Source organism: Mycolicibacterium tusciae, assembly GCF_002086795.1.
Classification (GTDB): Bacteria; Actinomycetota; Actinomycetes; order Mycobacteriales; family Mycobacteriaceae; genus Mycobacterium; species Mycobacterium tusciae.
Genome location: NZ_MVIM01000003.1, coordinates 132,767 through 151,203, shown reverse-complemented (window position 1 = coordinate 151,203; position 18,437 = coordinate 132,767). Strand labels below are relative to the sequence as shown.

General features: G+C 65.5%; 10 protein-coding genes. 1 reads left to right on the top strand and 9 read right to left on the bottom strand.

The features are described 5' to 3' along the window. Positions 1-11 precede the first annotated feature (11 nt). From BST47_RS06600 to BST47_RS06590, 3 genes are all read right to left on the bottom strand, one after another. Positions 12-1,121, bottom strand: coding sequence for a phosphatase PAP2 family protein (locus tag BST47_RS06600; RefSeq protein ID WP_083124521.1), 1,110 nt, complete (start codon positions 1,119-1,121; stop codon positions 12-14). 147 nt (positions 1,122-1,268) lie between these two features. Beyond that, positions 1,269-2,021, bottom strand: coding sequence for a deoxyribonuclease IV (locus BST47_RS06595; protein WP_083124520.1), 753 nt, complete (start codon positions 2,019-2,021; stop codon positions 1,269-1,271). A gap of 122 nt (positions 2,022-2,143) precedes the next feature. Next, positions 2,144-3,217, bottom strand: a complete 1,074-nt coding sequence (locus BST47_RS06590; RefSeq protein ID WP_083124518.1) for a hypothetical protein — start codon at positions 3,215-3,217, stop codon at positions 2,144-2,146. A 50-nt stretch (positions 3,218-3,267) separates the two neighbouring features. Between BST47_RS06590 and BST47_RS06585 the strand changes: the two genes are divergently transcribed. Next, positions 3,268-3,894, top strand: a complete 627-nt coding sequence (locus BST47_RS06585) for a maleylpyruvate isomerase family mycothiol-dependent enzyme (protein WP_083125096.1) — start codon at positions 3,268-3,270, stop codon at positions 3,892-3,894. Between the two features lie 74 nt (positions 3,895-3,968). Here the strand turns inward: BST47_RS06585 and BST47_RS06580 are convergent, their stop codons facing one another. The 6 genes from BST47_RS06580 to BST47_RS06555 form a co-directional block, all read right to left on the bottom strand. Then, a complete protein-coding gene (locus BST47_RS06580; RefSeq protein WP_083124516.1) occupies positions 3,969-4,859 on the bottom strand; it encodes a type IV toxin-antitoxin system AbiEi family antitoxin domain-containing protein in 891 nt (296 codons plus the stop codon). Positions 4,860-4,996: 137 nt separating this feature from the next. After that, positions 4,997-8,947: a DNA-directed RNA polymerase subunit beta' gene (locus BST47_RS06575; RefSeq protein ID WP_083124514.1), complete on the bottom strand. Its 3,951-nt coding sequence runs from the start codon at positions 8,945-8,947 to the stop codon at positions 4,997-4,999. A gap of 32 nt (positions 8,948-8,979) precedes the next feature. Next, positions 8,980-12,480: a DNA-directed RNA polymerase subunit beta gene (rpoB, locus tag BST47_RS06570; protein WP_083124512.1), complete on the bottom strand. Its 3,501-nt coding sequence runs from the start codon at positions 12,478-12,480 to the stop codon at positions 8,980-8,982. Positions 12,481-12,872: 392 nt separating this feature from the next. After that, positions 12,873-14,714, bottom strand: a complete 1,842-nt coding sequence (locus BST47_RS06565; RefSeq protein ID WP_107528901.1) for an alpha/beta hydrolase family protein — start codon at positions 14,712-14,714, stop codon at positions 12,873-12,875. A gap of 111 nt (positions 14,715-14,825) precedes the next feature. Then, a complete protein-coding gene (locus tag BST47_RS06560) occupies positions 14,826-17,027 on the bottom strand; it encodes a molybdopterin-dependent oxidoreductase (protein WP_083124510.1) in 2,202 nt (733 codons plus the stop codon). A 20-nt stretch (positions 17,028-17,047) separates the two neighbouring features. Beyond that, positions 17,048-18,157, bottom strand: a complete 1,110-nt coding sequence (locus BST47_RS06555; protein ID WP_083124508.1) for an ABC transporter ATP-binding protein — start codon at positions 18,155-18,157, stop codon at positions 17,048-17,050. Positions 18,158-18,437 lie beyond the last annotated feature (280 nt).

The following is an 18,437-nucleotide window of genomic DNA, read 5'->3' as shown; positions in this document are numbered from 1 at the left end:
ATATCTGCCGGTCAGCGCTCGAGCACCGGGCTCGGCAGACTCTCCACGGTCAGCCTTCGTCGCGCACGTCGCGCCTCGTGACGGTTGAGCAGAAGGATCACCACCACTGCGAGCACCCAACCCAGCAGGATGTCGATGACGTAGTGCTCGGCGGTGTACACCAGCGTGAATGCCATGATCAGCGGATAGATCACCAGCACCGGCCGCCACCCGCGGTGCACCCGGTTCCACAGGAACATCGCCACCGCGGCGGTCATACCGGCATGCAGCGATGGAATGGCCGCGACGAGGTTGACGCTGGCCTGACCCTGGTCCAGCAGCGCCGTCGCCGAGTGCAGGTTCAGGTTGCCCCAACCCCGGCCGACGATCCGTTCGATCCAGTTGTTCGCGCCGTCCTGCGTGGACTGCATTGCCCCGAGCACGCCACCGTCGGACACACCGCGCGCCGATCTGAACATGCACCGCGGGTTGGCGGGGCCGCCGGCGACATCCGCCGAGGTGCAGCGGGCGGCTGCCCACGGCGGTGCGGCAGGCAGCGTCGCATAGATCGCCAGCCCCACGACATTGAGCCCGACGAACAGCTTGACGAATGACTTCCATTCCTCACGATCACGCAGCCACAGCACCGCCGCGACCACGTAGGGAAGGATGAAGAACGACATGTAGACGCTGCTGATGACGACTTCCCACCAGGGCGGCTCGGGGAGCTTCAGCTGCTCCTGCAGCCATACCGTCGGCATCGTCCCGGCGAACAGCCAGCGGTCGACGTCGGCGGGCCACTCCCACAGCGTCGGCCGGCCGATCATGTCGGCCGCTCCCCTGCTCAGGTCGTAGGCGATGAGCACCAGGGCGAATGGCAGCCAGTCCCGGATGATGTAGAGCATCCGGCGGCCCTGACCGATGCTGGCCGCCGCCAGGCCCGTGCACACGTAGAGCAGCACAAGTTCGCGGTTGAACGCGAAGCCGTCGGTTGCCGTGCGATAGATGACGGCCGCCGCCCAGATGGCGACAGCGACCCAGCGCGTGATCCGCAGCCATCGGGATCGATCCGGCCCGGGAGTGGGCTCGACCGTGTCCAACGCGCGCGGCGGCGCAATTGACGACTCGTCAATGGCGGACACAAACAGCCCCTCGCATGCCGGTCGGCGATCGGTACCGCCTGTTTCGTCGAGAGCCTAGTTAACTAGCCGTCCACCCGAAATTTGAATCACGTTTTCGTTATGCCACCGTGCCGCCCGGACCACCCCCGTCGGGTCTCGCGGCGCTGGTCAGCCCAGGTGTTCGCGCAGGAACGCGATGTCGTCCTTGCGCCCGGCGTCGGAAGTCTCACAGATGACCGGGGCGTCGGCGGCGCCGACCACCGCGACAAGCAACTGCGGGTCGATCTGACCGGTGCCGAAATTGGCGTGCCGGTCGGCGCCCGACCCTGCGGCGTCACGGGAGTCGTTGCAGTGCACCAGGTCGATGCGGCCGGTGAGCGCCTTAATGCGGGCGACGGCGTCGATCAGCTCTTCGCCCGCCGCCCAGGCGTGGCAGGTGTCCAGACAGAACCCGATGCCGGTGTCGCCGATGCGGTCCCACAGCCGTCCGATGACGTCGAAGTGCCGGGCCATCGCGTGTTCACCGCCCGCGGTGTTTTCCAGGTAGACCGGGATATCGGTCTCGAGGTAGTCCAGCGCCTTGACCCAGCGTTCGAAGCCCGCTTCGTAGTCCTTGTCGTCGGCGTGGCCACCGTGCACGATCACCGCCGTCGCATTGATCTCCGATGCGGCATCGCACGTGTCCTGCAGGATCTTGCGCGACGGGATGCGCACCCGGTTGTTGGCCGAAGCCACGTTGATCAAGTACGGCGCGTGGACGTACAGCGGCATGCTGGCCGCCTTGAGCACGTCGGCGTCCTCACGGGGTTTGGGCTTCTTCCAGCTCTGCGGATTGCCGAGGAAGAACTGCACCACGTCAGCACCGTCGGCCGCCGCGTCGGCCAGGGGGTCGTCTCCGTGAACATGCGAACCTATAAGCACGCCACGAGTTTAGGCGCGTGGGCCGACACTGCGACTGATGTCGCCGCCGGGGCGGCTCCGCGACTCATGTCGCCGCCGGGGCGGCTCCGCGACTCATGTCGCCGCCGGGGCGGCTCCGCGACTCACCCCCACGTCTGGCGGATCGCTTGCCGATGGACCGCCTGCCCCAACCGTCTGAGCCGCTCGCGCGCACCCCACCAATTGATCAACAGCCAGATCGCCAACAGCTGGCACAGCGACGCGATCACCCAGTGATAGCCGTTTCGGCCTGCCACGATGGCCGCGATCCCGAGCACGACGAAGAAGGCGGCGAGTACCACCCTGACCCAGTTCTCCCTGCGTGAACTCGCCAGCCGCCTGCGCCACAATTCCGGCTCGATGGCGGCCGGCATCTCACTGGTCCTCAGCGTCCGGTGGTATTCGACGTATTCGTCGTACGACGCGAAATCGCGGCGCAGGTCGCGGTTCTCACCGAGCAGCGCCCACGCCAGGCCCACCAGCGCCGCCACACCGGCGGCGACCGGAAGGGGGATGATCCACGGCCCGCCGAAGGCGAGGGTGCCGAGGTCGACGACCAGCAGCACCAGAAACGCGCCGGCGAACCACATGAGAAAGCCCGACGCCAGCCGGCCCGCCGGCGAGGACCCGAACACGCCCTCCGTCATCAACGTCCTGGGGGCGGCCGGTGGGGCGGTCAGCTCGCCGCGGCGTTCGATGGCGGCGTTCAGTTGTTTGATCCCCGCGCCCCTACGCACCACCACGACGACGCCCCATCCCAGGAGCAGGGTGAACACCGCCACGGGCAGCCCGCGGTACGGCGACTCGCTGCCCACGCTGGTGAACAAGCCGAGCACCACGAATGGCAGGACGCACAGCGCCGCCGCGCCGTTGGCCATCTCGCTGCCGTGCAGCCAGCGCGCCCACTCGTCGACGTCGGCGCCCCTGGGAAGCTTGCCGGTCCGAAGTGCGCGGCGGTACTCCGCCAGACATTCGACGGTGCCGAACTTGCTGTGGATGCGGTGATCCGCGACCGTGGTGACGACCGATCCCACGATGCACGCAATACCGACGGGCACGCTTATCCGAACTGCGCTGTCCGCCGGAAGGAGACGCAGGATGAGGCCGAAGTAGGCGAGCCAGCCGACGCCGATGGCCGCGGCGCGCGCAATCAGCGGCAGCCGGAACCATGTCGTCATCCGTCGAGTGTGGCCGATGAGTTCCGTGCGCGCCTGTGGTCTACCCGGTTATGCGCAATGACGTCTGGCCGCTGGTGCATGCTGAACGTGCGGCCATGATCGACGATCTCGCTCGCCTCGACGACACCGCGTGGGAGCAGCCCTCGCTGTGCGCCGGGTGGACGGTGCACGACGTGGTGGCCCATCTGGTCGACGTCGCCCGCTCGACCCGGCTCGGCTTCGCCGTCGACATGGTTCGCGCGGGGTTCGACTTCGACCGGCAGAACACCCGTGGCATCCAGCGCGCACGCGGCGGTACACCTCAAGAGACGTTGCAGCGGTTGCGCGAGGCGGCGACACGGACGTCGACCCCTCTCGCACCACTCGACACCCGTCTGGTCGAAGAGGTTGTGCACGGCGAGGACATCCGTCGGCCGCTGGGCATCACCCACACCTATGCGCAGCACGCGGTTGTCCGGTCGCTGCGCCAACAGGTCCGTACCTCAACGGCTTTCGGCGGCGCCAAGGAGTTGGTCGCCGGTGTGCGGCTGGTCGCGACGGACGCGGATGTCATCATCGGCGACGGCCCCGAGGTGGCCGGACCCGCGCTGGCGCTGTTGCTGACGGTGTCCGGGCGGACGGTGGCTGCCCGCGAGCTCGACGGGCCCGGTATCGCGACGCTGACGTCTGTGTGGTGAGCTGGGCCCACGCGCAAGCTGAGCAGACGCATACACCCCCGTTTCCGCCCAAAATTGGGGGTGTATGCGTCTGCTCAGCCAGCGAGTGGTGCCCGCTGGAGGTGACCGAAGATCCGTCGCACCAACTCGTTTGGATACTTGCGGACATCGTCGACAACCATCGGGATGGTCGTCCACCCGCACTCGGCCAACCGGGCGGATTTCATGCGGTCGTGTTTCCACCCGTCCGGGTTGGCGTGCCATTCCACGCTGTCGTACTCGGCGACAACTTTGGCGCGAGGCCACGCGAAATCCACTCGCCACACTCGGCCGTGCAGGTCGACGATTGTGTACTGCAATTCGGGCGACGGCAGACCGCCATCGATGAACACCAGGCGCGCTTCGCTTTCCATCGGCGATTCGGCGCGTGCGTCGGCAAAGTTGACGACTCCACGGACCTCGACTATGCCGCGTCGCCCCTTCTGCGCATCAACCGCTGCGGCCAACTCGAGTTGCGTACAGCACCCCGAATGCAGTGCGGCGTCGAGGACGGCAAGCGCACGTGGTCGACGCAGGGTCCTTGCGATTTCTACCGCTGTCCACGCGGGAGCCGTCACCAGCCGACCACGCACATCTTTCAGCGGCGCACCAAGTCGTTGGTGGACCATCACTTCCCGGGAAGGCCGCACGCGGGTACCTGGGTCGAGAATGTGCAGTCGATCGTCGGGTTCGGTATCGAACCCGTACATTTCAGCAGCGGTCTGCATGCAGGCAACGACCCGCACGTCACACGCGAGATCAAGCGCGGCCAGCCTGACGGATACATCTGGTGGCGTCAACGAGTAGACACCGCGTCGAACGCGGATCAAATTGCCGATTCGGACGGCACACTCCAGTGTCTTAGGGGACAAGACGGCGAGGAGCTGCCTCGTGGTCGCCACACCTCCATTCGCAGCGAAGATGCTTTCGACAGCCTCATGTGACATGCAAGGATGCTGACCTCCGCCGGCCCTCAGCGGAAGCGGGCGTGACCTCTGCCTGTGGACAACCAGACGAACAGACGCGAAAACCCCCAAAATCGCGTGATTTTGGGGGTTTCCGCGTCTTCTCGCGCAGGAACTAACTACCGGTAGTCGCTGTAGCCGTAGTCGTCCAACGGCACTGCGGCACCGGTCGCCTGACCGAAGTCCGGGCTGTAGTACTGATCCTCGTAGGACGGGATCGTGTACGCCGCGGCCCGAGCTTCCTCGGTCGGCTGCACCTGGATGTTGCGGTACCGGTTGATGCCGGTACCGGCCGGGATCAGCTTGCCGATGATCACGTTCTCCTTCAGACCCTGCAGCTTGTCGCTGCGGCAGTTGATCGCCGCATCGGTGAGCACGCGCGTGGTCTCCTGGAACGACGCCGCCGACAGCCACGAATCCGTGGCCAGCGATGCCTTCGTGATACCCATCAGCACTGGACGACCCGCCGCGGGCTCGCCACCCTCGGCGACGACCCGACGGTTTTCGGTCTCGAACTCGCCACGCTCGGTCAGCGAGCCGGGCAGGAACTCCGTCGCACCCGAATCGATGATCGTGACGCGACGCAGCATCTGCCGGACGATGACCTCGATGTGCTTGTCGTGGATCGACACGCCCTGAGCGCGGTAGACCTCCTGGACCTCCTTGACGAGGTGGATCTGCACCTCGCGGGGGCCCTGGACACGAAGCACCTCGTGCGGGTCGGCGGAGCCTTCCATCAGCTGCTGGCCCACCTCGACGTGGTCGCCGTCGGACAGCAACCGCTCGGTGCCGTCGTCGTGCTTGAAGACCTTCAGGCGCTGACGACGAGACAGCTTGTCGTACACCACTTCCTCGCCACCGTCATCCGGGATGATGGTGATCTTGTAGAAGCGCTCGCCCTCTTCGAGTTGCACGCGCCCGGTGACGTCGGCAATCGGCGCCTTGTCACGCGGGATGCGGGCCTCGAACAGCTCCTGCACACGAGGCAGACCACCGACGATGTCGCTGCCGCCGGAGACGCCGCCCTGGTGGAACGTACGCATGGTCAGCTGCGTGCCGGGTTCACCGATGGACTGCGCGGCCACGATGCCGACTGCCTCGCCGATGTCGACCAGCTTGCCCGTCGCCATCGAGCGGCCGTAGCACATCGCACACACGCCGGTGCCCGTCGCACAGGTCAGCACGGAGCGGACCTTCACCTCGGTGACACCCGCGGCCAGCAGAGCCTCGATCGCCGGGTCGCCCAGGTCGTGACCGCGCTCGACGATCACGTTGCCCTTGGCGTCGACGGCGTCGGTGGCCAGCGTCCGCGCGTAGGCGGACGTCTCGATGTGCTGATCGCGAACCAGCGTCTTGTCCTGCATCTCGGCCAGCGTGATGTTGACGCCACGCTCGGTCTCGCAGTCCGTCTCGCGCACGATGACGTCCTGCGACACGTCGACCAGACGACGGGTCAGGTAACCCGAGTCGGCGGTACGAAGAGCGGTGTCCGCCAGACCCTTTCGGGCACCGTGGGTGTTGATGAAGTACTCCAGCACCGTCAGACCCTCACGGAACGAGGACTTGATCGGCCGCGGGATGAACTCACCCTTCGGATTGGTCACCAGACCCTTCATGCCCGCCAGTGTGCGGGTCTGGGTCAGGTTGCCCGTGGCGCCCGACTTCACGATCGTGATGATCGGATTGTCCTCGGGGTAGTAGGCCTCCAGAGCCTTACCGACCTCTTCGGTGGCGTCCTGCCAGATCTTCACCAACGCTTCGTTGCGCTCGTCGTGGTTGAGCGCGCCGCGCTGGTACTGCTTCTCGATCCGGTCGGCCTCGTGCTCGTGACGCTCCAGGATCTCCTGCTTCTGCGGCGGCACCAGCACGTCGGCCATCGAGACGGTGACACCCGAACGGGTGGCCCAGTAGAAGCCGGCGTCCTTGAGCTTGTCCACCGTCTGCGCGACGACGATCATCGGGTAGCGCTCGGCCAGATCGTTGACGATCCGCGCCTGCACCTTCTTGTGCATCTGCTCGTTGACGAACGGATACGCAGTCGGGAGCAACTCGTTGAACAGCACCCGACCCAGCGTGGTGTCGGCCATCCAGGCGTCGCCCGGCTTCCAACCATCCTCGAAGAGTTCGGCTTCGATGTCGGCCGGCGGACGCAGCTGGGTCAGCCGCACGCGGATGTTGGCACGAACGCTCAGCGAACCGCGGTCCATCGCCATGATCGCCTCGGCGGGTGAGCTGTACACACCCGACTCCGGCTTGTCCTTGGCGGCGGCCACGTACTCGCCGGTGTCGCCTTCGATCATGGTGGTCAGGAAGTACAGACCCGTCACCATGTCCAGACGCGGCATGGCCAGGGGGCGGCCCGACGCCGGCGACAGGATGTTGTTCGACGACAGCATCAGGATGCGCGCCTCGGCCTGCGCCTCCGCGGACAGCGGAAGGTGCACGGCCATCTGGTCACCGTCGAAGTCGGCGTTGAACGCCTCACACACCAGCGGGTGCAGCTGAATTGCCTTGCCCTCCACCAGCTGCGGCTCGAAAGCCTGGATGCCGAGGCGGTGCAGCGTCGGTGCGCGGTTCAGCAGCACCGGATGCTCGCCGATGACCTCTTCAAGGACATCCCACACCTGGGGACGCTGACGCTCGACCATGCGCTTGGCGCTCTTGATGTTCTGCGCGTGGTTCAGGTCGACCAGACGCTTCATCACGAACGGCTTGAACAGCTCGAGTGCCATCAGCTTCGGCAGACCACACTGATGCAGCTTCAGCTGCGGGCCCACCACGATGACCGAACGGCCCGAGTAGTCGACACGCTTGCCGAGCAGGTTCTGACGGAACCGGCCCTGCTTGCCCTTGAGCAGATCGGACAGCGACTTGAGCGGACGGTTGCCCGGCCCGGTGACCGGACGGCCGCGGCGGCCGTTGTCGAACAGCGCGTCCACCGACTCCTGAAGCATGCGCTTCTCGTTGTTGACGATGATCTCGGGTGCGCCGAGGTCGATGAGTCGCTTCAACCGGTTGTTGCGGTTGATGACGCGGCGGTACAGGTCGTTGAGGTCCGACGTGGCGAAGCGGCCACCGTCCAGCTGCACCATGGGGCGCAGCTCCGGCGGGATCACCGGAACCGCGTCGAGCACCATGCCCAACGGCGAATTGCTGTTGGACTGGAACGCCGCGACGACCTTGAGACGCTTCAACGCGCGAAGCTTCTTCTGGCCCTTGCCACTACGGATGACCTCGCGCAGCTCCTCGGCCTCGGCGTCGATGTCGAAGGTCTCGATGAGCTTCTTGATCGCCTCCGCGCCCATGGCGCCGGTGAAGTACTCGCCGTAGCGATCGATGAGCTCGCGGTAGAGCACCTCATCGACGATGAGCTGCTTGGGAGCCAGCTTGGTGAAGGTGGTCCAGATCTCGTCGAGCCGGTCCAACTCACGCTGGGCACGGTCGCGGAGCTGACGCATCTCGCGCTCGCCACCGTCCCGTACCTTGCGCTTGACGTCGGACTTGGCGCCCTCGTCCTCGAGCTCCTTCATGTCGGCCTCGAGCTTCTGGGCCCGGGCCTCCAGGTCGGCGTCGCGCTGATCCTCGACGGCCTTCTTCTCGACGACCATCTCGGCCTCGAGCGTGGAAAGCTCGTTGTGCCGCATCTCGTCGTCGACCGCCGTGATCACGTAGGCCGCGAAGTAGATGATCTTCTCGAGATCCTTGGGCGCCAGGTCGAGCAGATAGCCGAGCCGGCTCGGCACACCCTTGAAGTACCAGATGTGCGTGACGGGCGCGGCCAGCTCGATGTGGCCCATCCGCTCACGGCGCACCTTGGCGCGAGTGACCTCGACGCCGCAGCGCTCGCAGATGATGCCCTTGAAGCGGACGCGCTTGTACTTGCCGCAGTAGCACTCCCAGTCGCGAGTCGGTCCGAAGATCTTCTCGCAGAACAGCCCGTCCTTCTCTGGCTTGAGCGTGCGGTAGTTGATGGTCTCCGGCTTCTTGACCTCGCCGAAGGACCAGTTGCGGATGTCGTCCGCGGTGGCAAGACCGATGCGGAGTTCATCGAAGAAGTTGACGTCTAGCACGTAACTCCCTTTCCCCTTGCGGGACTAGATATTTAGGCCAAATCCTCAACAGAGGCGGATTCGTTGCGAGACAGGTTGATTCCCAGGTTCGCCGCAGCGCGCTCCAGGTCCTCGTCGTCACCGTCACGCATCTCGATCGCAGCACCGTCACTCGACAGCACCTCGACGTTGAGGCACAGCGACTGAAGCTCCTTGAGCAGCACCTTGAACGACTCGGGGATCCCCGGCTCGGGGATGTTCTCGCCCTTGACGATCGCCTCGTAGACCTTGACGCGGCCGACGGTGTCGTCGGACTTGATCGTCAAGAGCTCCTGCAGCGTGTACGCCGCGCCGTAGGCCTGCATGGCCCAGCACTCCATCTCGCCGAACCGCTGACCACCGAACTGCGCCTTACCACCCAGCGGCTGCTGGGTGATCATCGAGTACGGACCGGTGGAGCGGGCGTGGATCTTGTCGTCCACCAAGTGGTGCAGCTTCAGGATGTACATGTAGCCGACCGTCACCGGGTACGGGAACGGTTCACCACTGCGGCCGTCGAACAGCTCAGCCTTGCCGTCGGAGTCGACGAGCGTGACGCCGTCGCGGTTCGGCAGCGTCGAGCTCAGCAGTCCCTGCAGCTCGTCCTCCCGCGCACCGTCGAAGACCGGTGTCGAGACAATGCTTCCCGGCTCGGCCTCCAGCATCTCCTCTGGCAGGTTGGCCGCCCAGTCCGGCGATCCGTCGATCTTCCAGCCGGCCTTGGCCACCCACCCCAGGTGGGTTTCCAGGATCTGGCCGATGTTCATCCGTCGCGGCACACCGTGCGTGTTCAGGATGATGTCGACGGGCGTGCCGTCGGGCAGGAAGGGCATGTCCTCGACGGGCAGGATCTTGCCGATGACGCCCTTGTTGCCGTGGCGTCCGGCCAGCTTGTCGCCGTCGGAGATCTTGCGCTTCTGCGCGACGTAGACGCGGACCAGTTCGTTGACACCGGCGGGCAGCTCGTCGTCATCCTCGCGTGAGAACACGCGGATGCCGATGACCTTGCCGGACTCGCCGTGCGGCACCTTGAGCGACGTGTCGCGGACCTCGCGCGCCTTCTCACCGAAGATCGCGCGCAGCAGCCGCTCTTCCGGGGTCAGCTCGGTCTCACCCTTCGGGGTCACCTTGCCGACCAGGATGTCGCCGTCGCGGACCTCGGCGCCGATGCGGACGATGCCGCGCTCGTCGAGATCTGCCAGCACCTCATCGGAGACGTTCGGGATGTCCCGGGTGATCTCCTCGGCGCCCAGCTTGGTGTCGCGGGCATCGATCTCGTGTTCCTCGATGTGGATCGAGGTGAGCACGTCCTCCTCAACCAGGCGGTTGGAGAGGATGATCGCGTCCTCGTAGTTGTGGCCTTCCCACGGCATGATCGCCACGAGCAGGTTCTTGCCGAGCGCCATCTCGCCGTTCTCGGTGCACGGACCGTCGGCGACCACCTGGCCGGCTTCCACCCGGTCGCCGGCGTCGACGATCGGGCGCTGGTTGGCGCAGGTGCCGTGGTTGGAGCGGGCGAACTTGCGCATCCGGTAGGTGTGCCGGGTGCCGTCGTCGGCCATCACGGTGATGTAGTCGGCGGAGACCTCTTCGACCACGCCTGCCTTGTCCGAGACGACGACGTCACCGGCGTCGATCGCGGCACGCAGCTCCATACCCGTGCCGACCAGCGGTGCCTCGCTGCGCACCAGCGGAACCGCCTGGCGCTGCATGTTGGCACCCATCAGGGCGCGGTTGGCGTCGTCGTGCTCGAGGAACGGGATCATGGCCGTCGCGACCGACACCATCTGCCGCGGCGAGACATCCATGTAGTCGACCTCGGTCGCCGACACGAACTCGACCTCGCCACCCTTCCGGCGAACCAGGATGCGGTCTTCGATGAACCGCCCCTTGTCGTCGATGGACGAGTTGGCCTGCGCCACGACGTGGCGGTCCTCCTCGTCGGCGGTCAGGTACTCGATGTCATCGGAGACGACACCATCGTTGACCTTGCGGTACGGCGTCTCGATGAAGCCGAACGGGTTCACCCGCGCATACACCGACAGCGAGCCGATCAGACCGATGTTGGGTCCTTCCGGCGTCTCGATCGGACACATGCGGCCGTAGTGGCTCGAGTGCACGTCGCGGACCTCGAGGCCAGCGCGCTCACGGGACAGACCGCCGGGGCCCAGCGCCGACAGGCGGCGCTTGTGGGTCAAACCGGAAAGCGGGTTGTTCTGGTCCATGAACTGGGAGAGCTGGCTGGTGCCGAAGAACTCCTTGATGGCCGCCACGACGGGACGGATGTTGATCAGGGTCTGCGGCGTGATCGCCTCGACGTCCTGAGTCGTCATCCGCTCGCGGACCACGCGCTCCATGCGGGACAGGCCCACCCGGATCTGGTTCTGGATCAGCTCGCCGACGGTACGCAGGCGACGGTTGCCGAAGTGGTCGATGTCGTCGACCTCCACGGGCACCTCGGAGCCGCCGGGCGCCGTCATCGTCTGGTCGCCCTGATGCAGGCGGACCAGGTACTCGATGGTGGCGACGACGTCCTCTTCGGTCAGCGTCGAGCTGGTGATCGGCTGGCCGACATTGAGGCCCAGCTTCTTGTTCACCTTGTAGCGGCCGACGCGGGCCAGGTCGTAGCGCTTCTCCTTGAAGAACAGGTTCTCCAGCAGGGTCTGCGCGGACTCCTTGGTCGGCGGCTCGCCCGGGCGCAGCTTGCGGTAGATGTCCAACAACGCCTCGTCGGTGCCTGCGGTGTTGTCCTTCTCCAGCGTGCCCATCATGATCTCGGAGAAGCCGAAGCGCTCCACGATCTGCTCGTTGGTCCAGCCGAGCGCCTTCAGCAGCACGGTGACCGGCTGACGACGCTTGCGGTCGATGCGCACACCGACGGTGTCGCGCTTGTCGACATCGAACTCGAGCCAGGCGCCACGGCCCGGGATCACCTTGACGCTGTGCAGCGTCTTCTCGGTGGACTTGTCGATGCTCTCGTCGAAGTACACGCCCGGCGACCGGACGAGCTGGGACACCACGACACGCTCGGTGCCGTTGATGATGAAGGTGCCCTTTTCGGTCATCATCGGGAAGTCACCCATGAAGACCGTCTGGCTCTTGATCTCACCGGTGTTGTTGTTGATGAACTCGGCCGTGACGAACAGTGGGGCCGCGTACGTCATGTCCTTGTCTTTGCACTCGTCGACCGGCGCCTTGACTTCGTCGAAGCGCGGGTCCGAGAAGGACAGCGACATGGAACCCGAGAAGTCCTCGATCGGCGAGAGCTCGGTGAGCACCTCTTCGAGGCCGCCAACCGGGTCGACGGCGTCGCCGCGAGCCTTGGCGTTTTCCTTCCAACGCTCCGAGCCGATCAGCCACTCGAAGGAATCGGTCTGTACGTCAAGTAGCCCCGGAACCTCGAGCGGCTCACGGAGCTTTGCAAAGGAAATTCTGTTTGGTGCTCCTGGTACGGAGTTGGTGTCTACTGCTGACTTGGATTGGCGGGACCCTGCCAAGATGCATCCTTCCAGCACCTCATGCGACCGTCCGGATGGCCTCAAAGGGGCTTGAGCGCCGATTCCTTCGTAATCGCGATATCTGCGTCGGTTCGGCTGGCTTTATCAAGCCCAAAGCCCCCGAACGCAGGACACACGACTAGATCACTGAGCGAACTCAGGCTAGGAGGCGTCAAGAGCCAGGTTTAGGAGGGCAGGATGCAGCCAGCGCAACGTCCAACAGTACCGCAGGACGGCGTATTCCTCAACATCGGCATGCAAAAGCCACTGGGCGCTGGCTGGCGTCCTGAACCCTCACACACATTCTGCCCAACAGATTGACCCCTCGGAGCGTTTCCGTCAAGAGATAACGCGGTGTTTGGTGTGGAGTTTTGCGTTGGGGCTCGGTTTGCGGCGCATCGATATCAACGTCAGGCGGCCACGGATCCCGCGCAGCCGGCGGCCGTTCCGGTCGACTCGCGCAGACAGCCCGGCTGGAGGGTGAAGAGGCCTGTGCTGCCCGCTATGAACGGTTCCAGGAAGTTGAGCAGATACGGCCTGCGCAGCGAGTTCGGCAGGTCGACCAATGTTGCCTGGCCCGCCGGCGTATCGATCGTGCGCGTCTCACCGGTGTCGAGGTAGATGCCTTCGGACTGATCGCCGTCGAACATGTCGTTCACCCACCCGACCATCACAATCTCGGCCGCGGCCACGTTCTGGGGCTTCGAGAAGCCAGACACCAGTTGCTGCGAGAATTGGATCAGGAAGTTGCCGCCCCGCATCGTGTCGACGTGGGAGCCACCGGCCAGCGTCACGCCGTAGAAGGGGGCGTCGGGCCGTGCCTCAATCAGCGCGTCAGTGCCGCTGCCGAACATGTTCCACATGTACTTGGGCGCAGCGAGTTGGTAGACCGGGATCTCGTCGGGAACCATCGAGAGGTCTTCGGCCATCGTGCCGCCCATACCGACGCCGTCGAGCAGCACCACGCCCGCCAGCCGATCAGCGTCTCCGTTCTCGGTCATGTAGCGGGCGATGCCCGAGACGGCGCCGCCGCCGGCTGAGTGGCCCATCAACACCACCTGCTCCCACTCGAGCTCCCCTTCATAGGGGGTCGCACCGAGGCTGTCGGCGAGCGCTGTGTTGTCGGGGTCGAACAGGCCGGCCATGGCCTGGTGCATCGGCGCCCCACCGAGCCAGCACTGGTCGTACGCCAGGAAGTTCGACGTGATCGACGGTGCGACGACGATGCTGTTCGTCTGTTCCGCCAGCGCCGCGGCGGTGTAGCTGTACCAAGGAGCGGCCGCCAGGAATCCATGCTGCAGGTAGATGATGCGGTCGGGATCAGCGTTCTCCGGGATGTACCAGTCCACGGGGACTTCTTCCCCCTCGCCGGGTGCGCATCCGCAGTCGATCCGCAGCCTCGAGCTGTACACCGTCACGGTGCTGTTGGGCGGAAGAACCGGCGGGCCGCCGATCAACCGAGTGACGAACCCGTACAGACCGAAGACGATCGTGCCGATCACGTCCAGCACGATGTTCAACGGTCGTGCGGTGGCGAGGGAGTTGATCTCCGCGACGGCAGGGGCCGAGAACGCGACCGGAGCGAACTCAGGGGTCTCCGTCTGCTTGGTCAGTTCTTCGAATTCGGACCTCAACGGGACGAGTGCGTGTTCCTCGCCCGACTGGGAGTTGGTGCCGAACAAGGCGTTTCTCTCGACATTGTCGAGTTCGGGATTCAACGAAACGTCAAGATCGTCGACCAACGTCTGGTCCAGGCTCGGCGATTGTGATTCGTCCTGGCCGTCGTTCGAACGCCCGGCGTTGCCGAGATCAGGCTGCTCGACGGTGTCGACGATTGCGCCGGCGTCTCCGTCTGCGTCGGTGAGGTTCTCGTCGATCAGCTCGTCGCCGATCGTCTCGTCCTTGACGTCCTCGTCCTTGAGGTCCTCGTCCTCGAACTCGTCCTTGAGCTCGTCCGTGAGCTCGTCCGTGATGTTGTCGTCGGTTTCGACGTCGCCGACGTTCGGCTGCTGGCCCGCAGGGACGTCGCCCGTCTTGTCCCCGTCGTCCTTCAGACCGCTCCCCGGGGTCACTCCCGCGCCCGGGTCGTTCTGGTTTCCGTCGGGATCCGCCGATTCTGAGGTCTTCGTGCCGCCACCGTCGGCGGAGTCGCCATCCGTTGCTGTCGCGACACCCGCCCCCGCCAGCAGCGCCGCTGAAATTCCTGCGGTGATGACACCCGTGCCCAACCACACCCAGAACCGGTCGACCATGACTTCTCCTGTTCGCTGATCGCGTGAAAGATAGCGCGCATTGTCAGCGTGCACGGCCGTTTCCACGATCCCGTCAATATATAGGAGTTTGCTCCGCTGCTGGCAGCCGGGCTAAGAGGAGGCCCGCTCGACACGGATCGGCACGCCGGTCAGGCGCGCCATGCCGGCCAGCGCCTCGATGTCCTCGGGGTTGCTGGACATCAGTGCGTTGACGTTCGCCCCGCCGGCACGGTTGGCCAGTCGCCAACCGGCGGTGCCCTTGTGTCCCCATCCGTGCGGCACCGCGACGACCCCGGCGACGATGTCCTTGGTGACGATGACGGGCACCTCGATCTCGCCGTGCTGCGACGCGATGCGCACGACGTCGCCGTCGGCGATGTCGGCTGCCGCCGCGTCGTCGACGTGAATGCGGGCATGCTGGATGCGTTCGCCGCGCATCAGCAGCGGCGCGTTGTGCAGCCAGGAGTTCTCGGAGCGCGCCTCGCGCATTCCGATCAGCCGCATCGGATAAGCCTCGGGGGCTTCGCGGCGCCCGAGCTTGGCGACCTCGGCGGCGATCTCGTCGTGCCGCAGCCTGACCCGCCTGCCGCGGTACGCGACGGTGTCCCCGAGCACGCCCTCGCGCAGGTTCGGCGCCAGCACGAAACCGTGGGGATGTTCTGCGGTCAGCCGGGCGAACGACAATCCACCGCGTCGCAGCCCGAACCGGTCGCCGGCCTCCCCCAGCCGGATGACGACGTCGACCAGCGCGCGCGGAGTCAGTCGAACACCGAACAGCGACAACATCTTTCGAGCGCCGGTCAGCAACGCGAACCCGGGCGTTCGGCGCCCCAGCCGCGAAGAGAGATCGTCGATGATCTCCCACTCAGGGCGCGCCTGTCCCATCGGGGCGATCACGGGCTCGGTGGCCTGACGGAAAGGTGTCGGCTGCAAGGTCTGAAACGGCAGCGGAAAGTCGTCGCGCTCGTACATCGACGCGGCGGGCAGCACGTAGTCGCAATGCGCAAGTGTCTCGTTGACGTACAGATCGATGCCGACCATCAGGTCCAAGGACTTCAGCGCCGCTTCCAACTCGTCGCCGTTGGGGACCGAGAGCACCGGGTTGCCGGCGCTGACGAGCAACGCCTTTACCTGTCCGCGTCCCGGCGTGGTGATCTCCTTGGCCATCACCCCGGCGGGCTCGGATCCGAGCACCGACGGGAATCCGCCGATGCGCGAGCGCCTGCGGGAGTAGACCGTGCGCAACAGCGCACCACCCGCCATGCCCAGCCAACGCTCGCCGGGCAGCCCGATGCGGCCGAACATGCTACCGCCCGCGACGTCGAGATTGCCCGCCACCAAGTTGACCGCATCGAGCAAATACGTTGTGAGCGTGCCGTTTTCGCCGATGCTGGTGCCGACGCGTCCGTACACCGCAGCACGTTCGGTGCGGACCAGGTCGCGGGCCAGGGTGCGCACGGTGTCCGGGTCGATGCCGGTGCGCACCGCGGTGGCCTCGGGGCTGAACGGGCGGGCGAGCTGCTCGAGCCAGACGCCGCCGTCGACTTGGCGGGCGAGCCGGCTCCGGTCGACGAGGTTCTCACCGAACATCACCTGCAGCAGCGACAGCAGCAGGTAGGCATCGCCGTCGGGAATGATGCCCAGCCATTCGAACTGTGCGGCGGTTTCGGTCTTGCGTGGGTCGACGACGAGGACGCGGCCACCGCGCTTGACGATGTCGTGCATGCGGTCCTTGATCCGCGGCACGGTGAGCACACTGCCGTGGGACACAACGGGATTGGCGCCAATCACGACGAGAAGATCGGTGCGGAGGACGTCGGGCACCGGCAGCGCCAGCGGCGAGCCGTACAACAGTTGACTGGCGACGAACCGGTTGTTGACGTCCTGGCTGCCGGCGGTGAACACGTGCATCTTCGGTCCGAAGCCGAGCATGAGGCTGGTCAGGCTCAGCGTGTGGCTGTAACTGAAAGCGCCCGGGTTGCCGAAGTACCAGCCGACGGCACCGGATCCGTGCCTGCGATGGATGTCGATCAGCCGGGCGGCGATGTCGGACATCGCCTCGTCCCAGCTGACGGGTTCCCATTCGCCGCTGCCGGTGCGACGCAGCGGTTCGGTGACTCGATCGGGATCGTTGACGACCTCGGTGAACGCGACACCCTTCTGGCACGCGAAACCCGCCGAAAGCGGATGGTCCTTATCGGGACGCAACGCGGTGAGGCGGCCATCCTCGACGGTCGCGATCATGCCGCACAACGGCTCGCAGATCCGGCAGAACGTGGTTTTCTGAACGCCAGCCTTGTGCTCGGTGCTCATCTTCCGACGTTCACGAGGGACTACCTCTCGACGGTCCTGGTCTCGACCGTCGGGCTGTCGACGGTCGGGATGACGCCCGTCGGAGCGTCGTCATCATGGCGACCACGCGGCGAGGCTTCCTGAGTCGCGAACTGGTGCGCCTGGTACTTGTGGGTGCCTTCGAGATCATCGCGGATCGCCTCCTGCGCGGCCGGCGGCAGCGTGTGCAGGATTTCGCGAACCCGAGCCTGACGACGGCCAACGGCCTGACGTTCCGGCATACCGGGGGTCGCCATGATCTGCGGCGGCACCCCCTCGATCTCATCGGTGCCGCCGTCGTGGTGACCGGCATCGACCATGGCCTGCTCCTCGGCCATCGTCGACTCGTCCTTCTCCTCCGACATGCCGATCGGCCCGATACGACGACCGTTGAGGAACTGCCGCACCACCGGCTCATCGGAGGTCAACAACACCTCACGCGGACCGAACATCACCAGCTTCTTACGGAACAACATGCCCATGTTGTCGGGCACCGTGCGCGCGATGTTGATGTTGTGCGTCACGATCAGGATCGTGCAGTCGATCTGGGCATTGATGTCGATCAACAACTGCGACAGATACGCCGTACGCACCGGGTCCAGACCGGAGTCCGGCTCGTCGCAGAGGATGATCTGCGGATCCAGCACCAGCGAGCGGGCCAACCCCGCACGCTTGCGCATACCGCCGGAGATCTCACCGGGGAACTTCGTCTCGTCCCCGCCCAGACCAACGAGGTCGAGCTTCTCCATGACGATGTTGCGGATTTCGCTTTCCTTTTTCTTGGTGTGCTCACGCAAGGGGAAAGCGGTGTTGTCGTACAGGCTCATCGAGCCGAACAGGGCGCCGTCCTGGAACATCACACCGAACAGGGTGCGGATCTCGTAGAGCTCCTTGGCCGTGCACTCGATGATGTTCGTGCCGTCGACGATGATCTTGCCGCGCTCGGGGCGCAGCAGCCCGATCAGCGACTTCAGGAACACCGACTTGCCGGTACCGGACGGGCCCAGCAGAACGCTGACCTCGCCCGCCGGAACCTCCAACGTGACGTCTTCCCAGATTCGCTGGGGCCCGAAGGACTTGGTAAGCCCCTCGACCTGAATTCCAATGCCCACGCGGGGATCCTTCCGCCAATGTCGCAGGCCACAGGGCTCCCGCCTGTGGCTTGAGTCACTGTAGCGCACGCCGTTACCGAGCACTGGCGATGTGTCACGTCCGATACCACCGATGCTCCGGATTGGAATTTCCGTCGGCGTCGTTCTCTCGGCGTCGAAGGCCGGGACGACGGGGCGCAAAGCGCCCGCAAGCGATTCGTAGGGGCGTTTGCGCAATCAGTGCCACAACCCTTCTCTCCTGGGGTCTTGTGCGTGATGAGCAATAGCTGGCCGCCAGGCT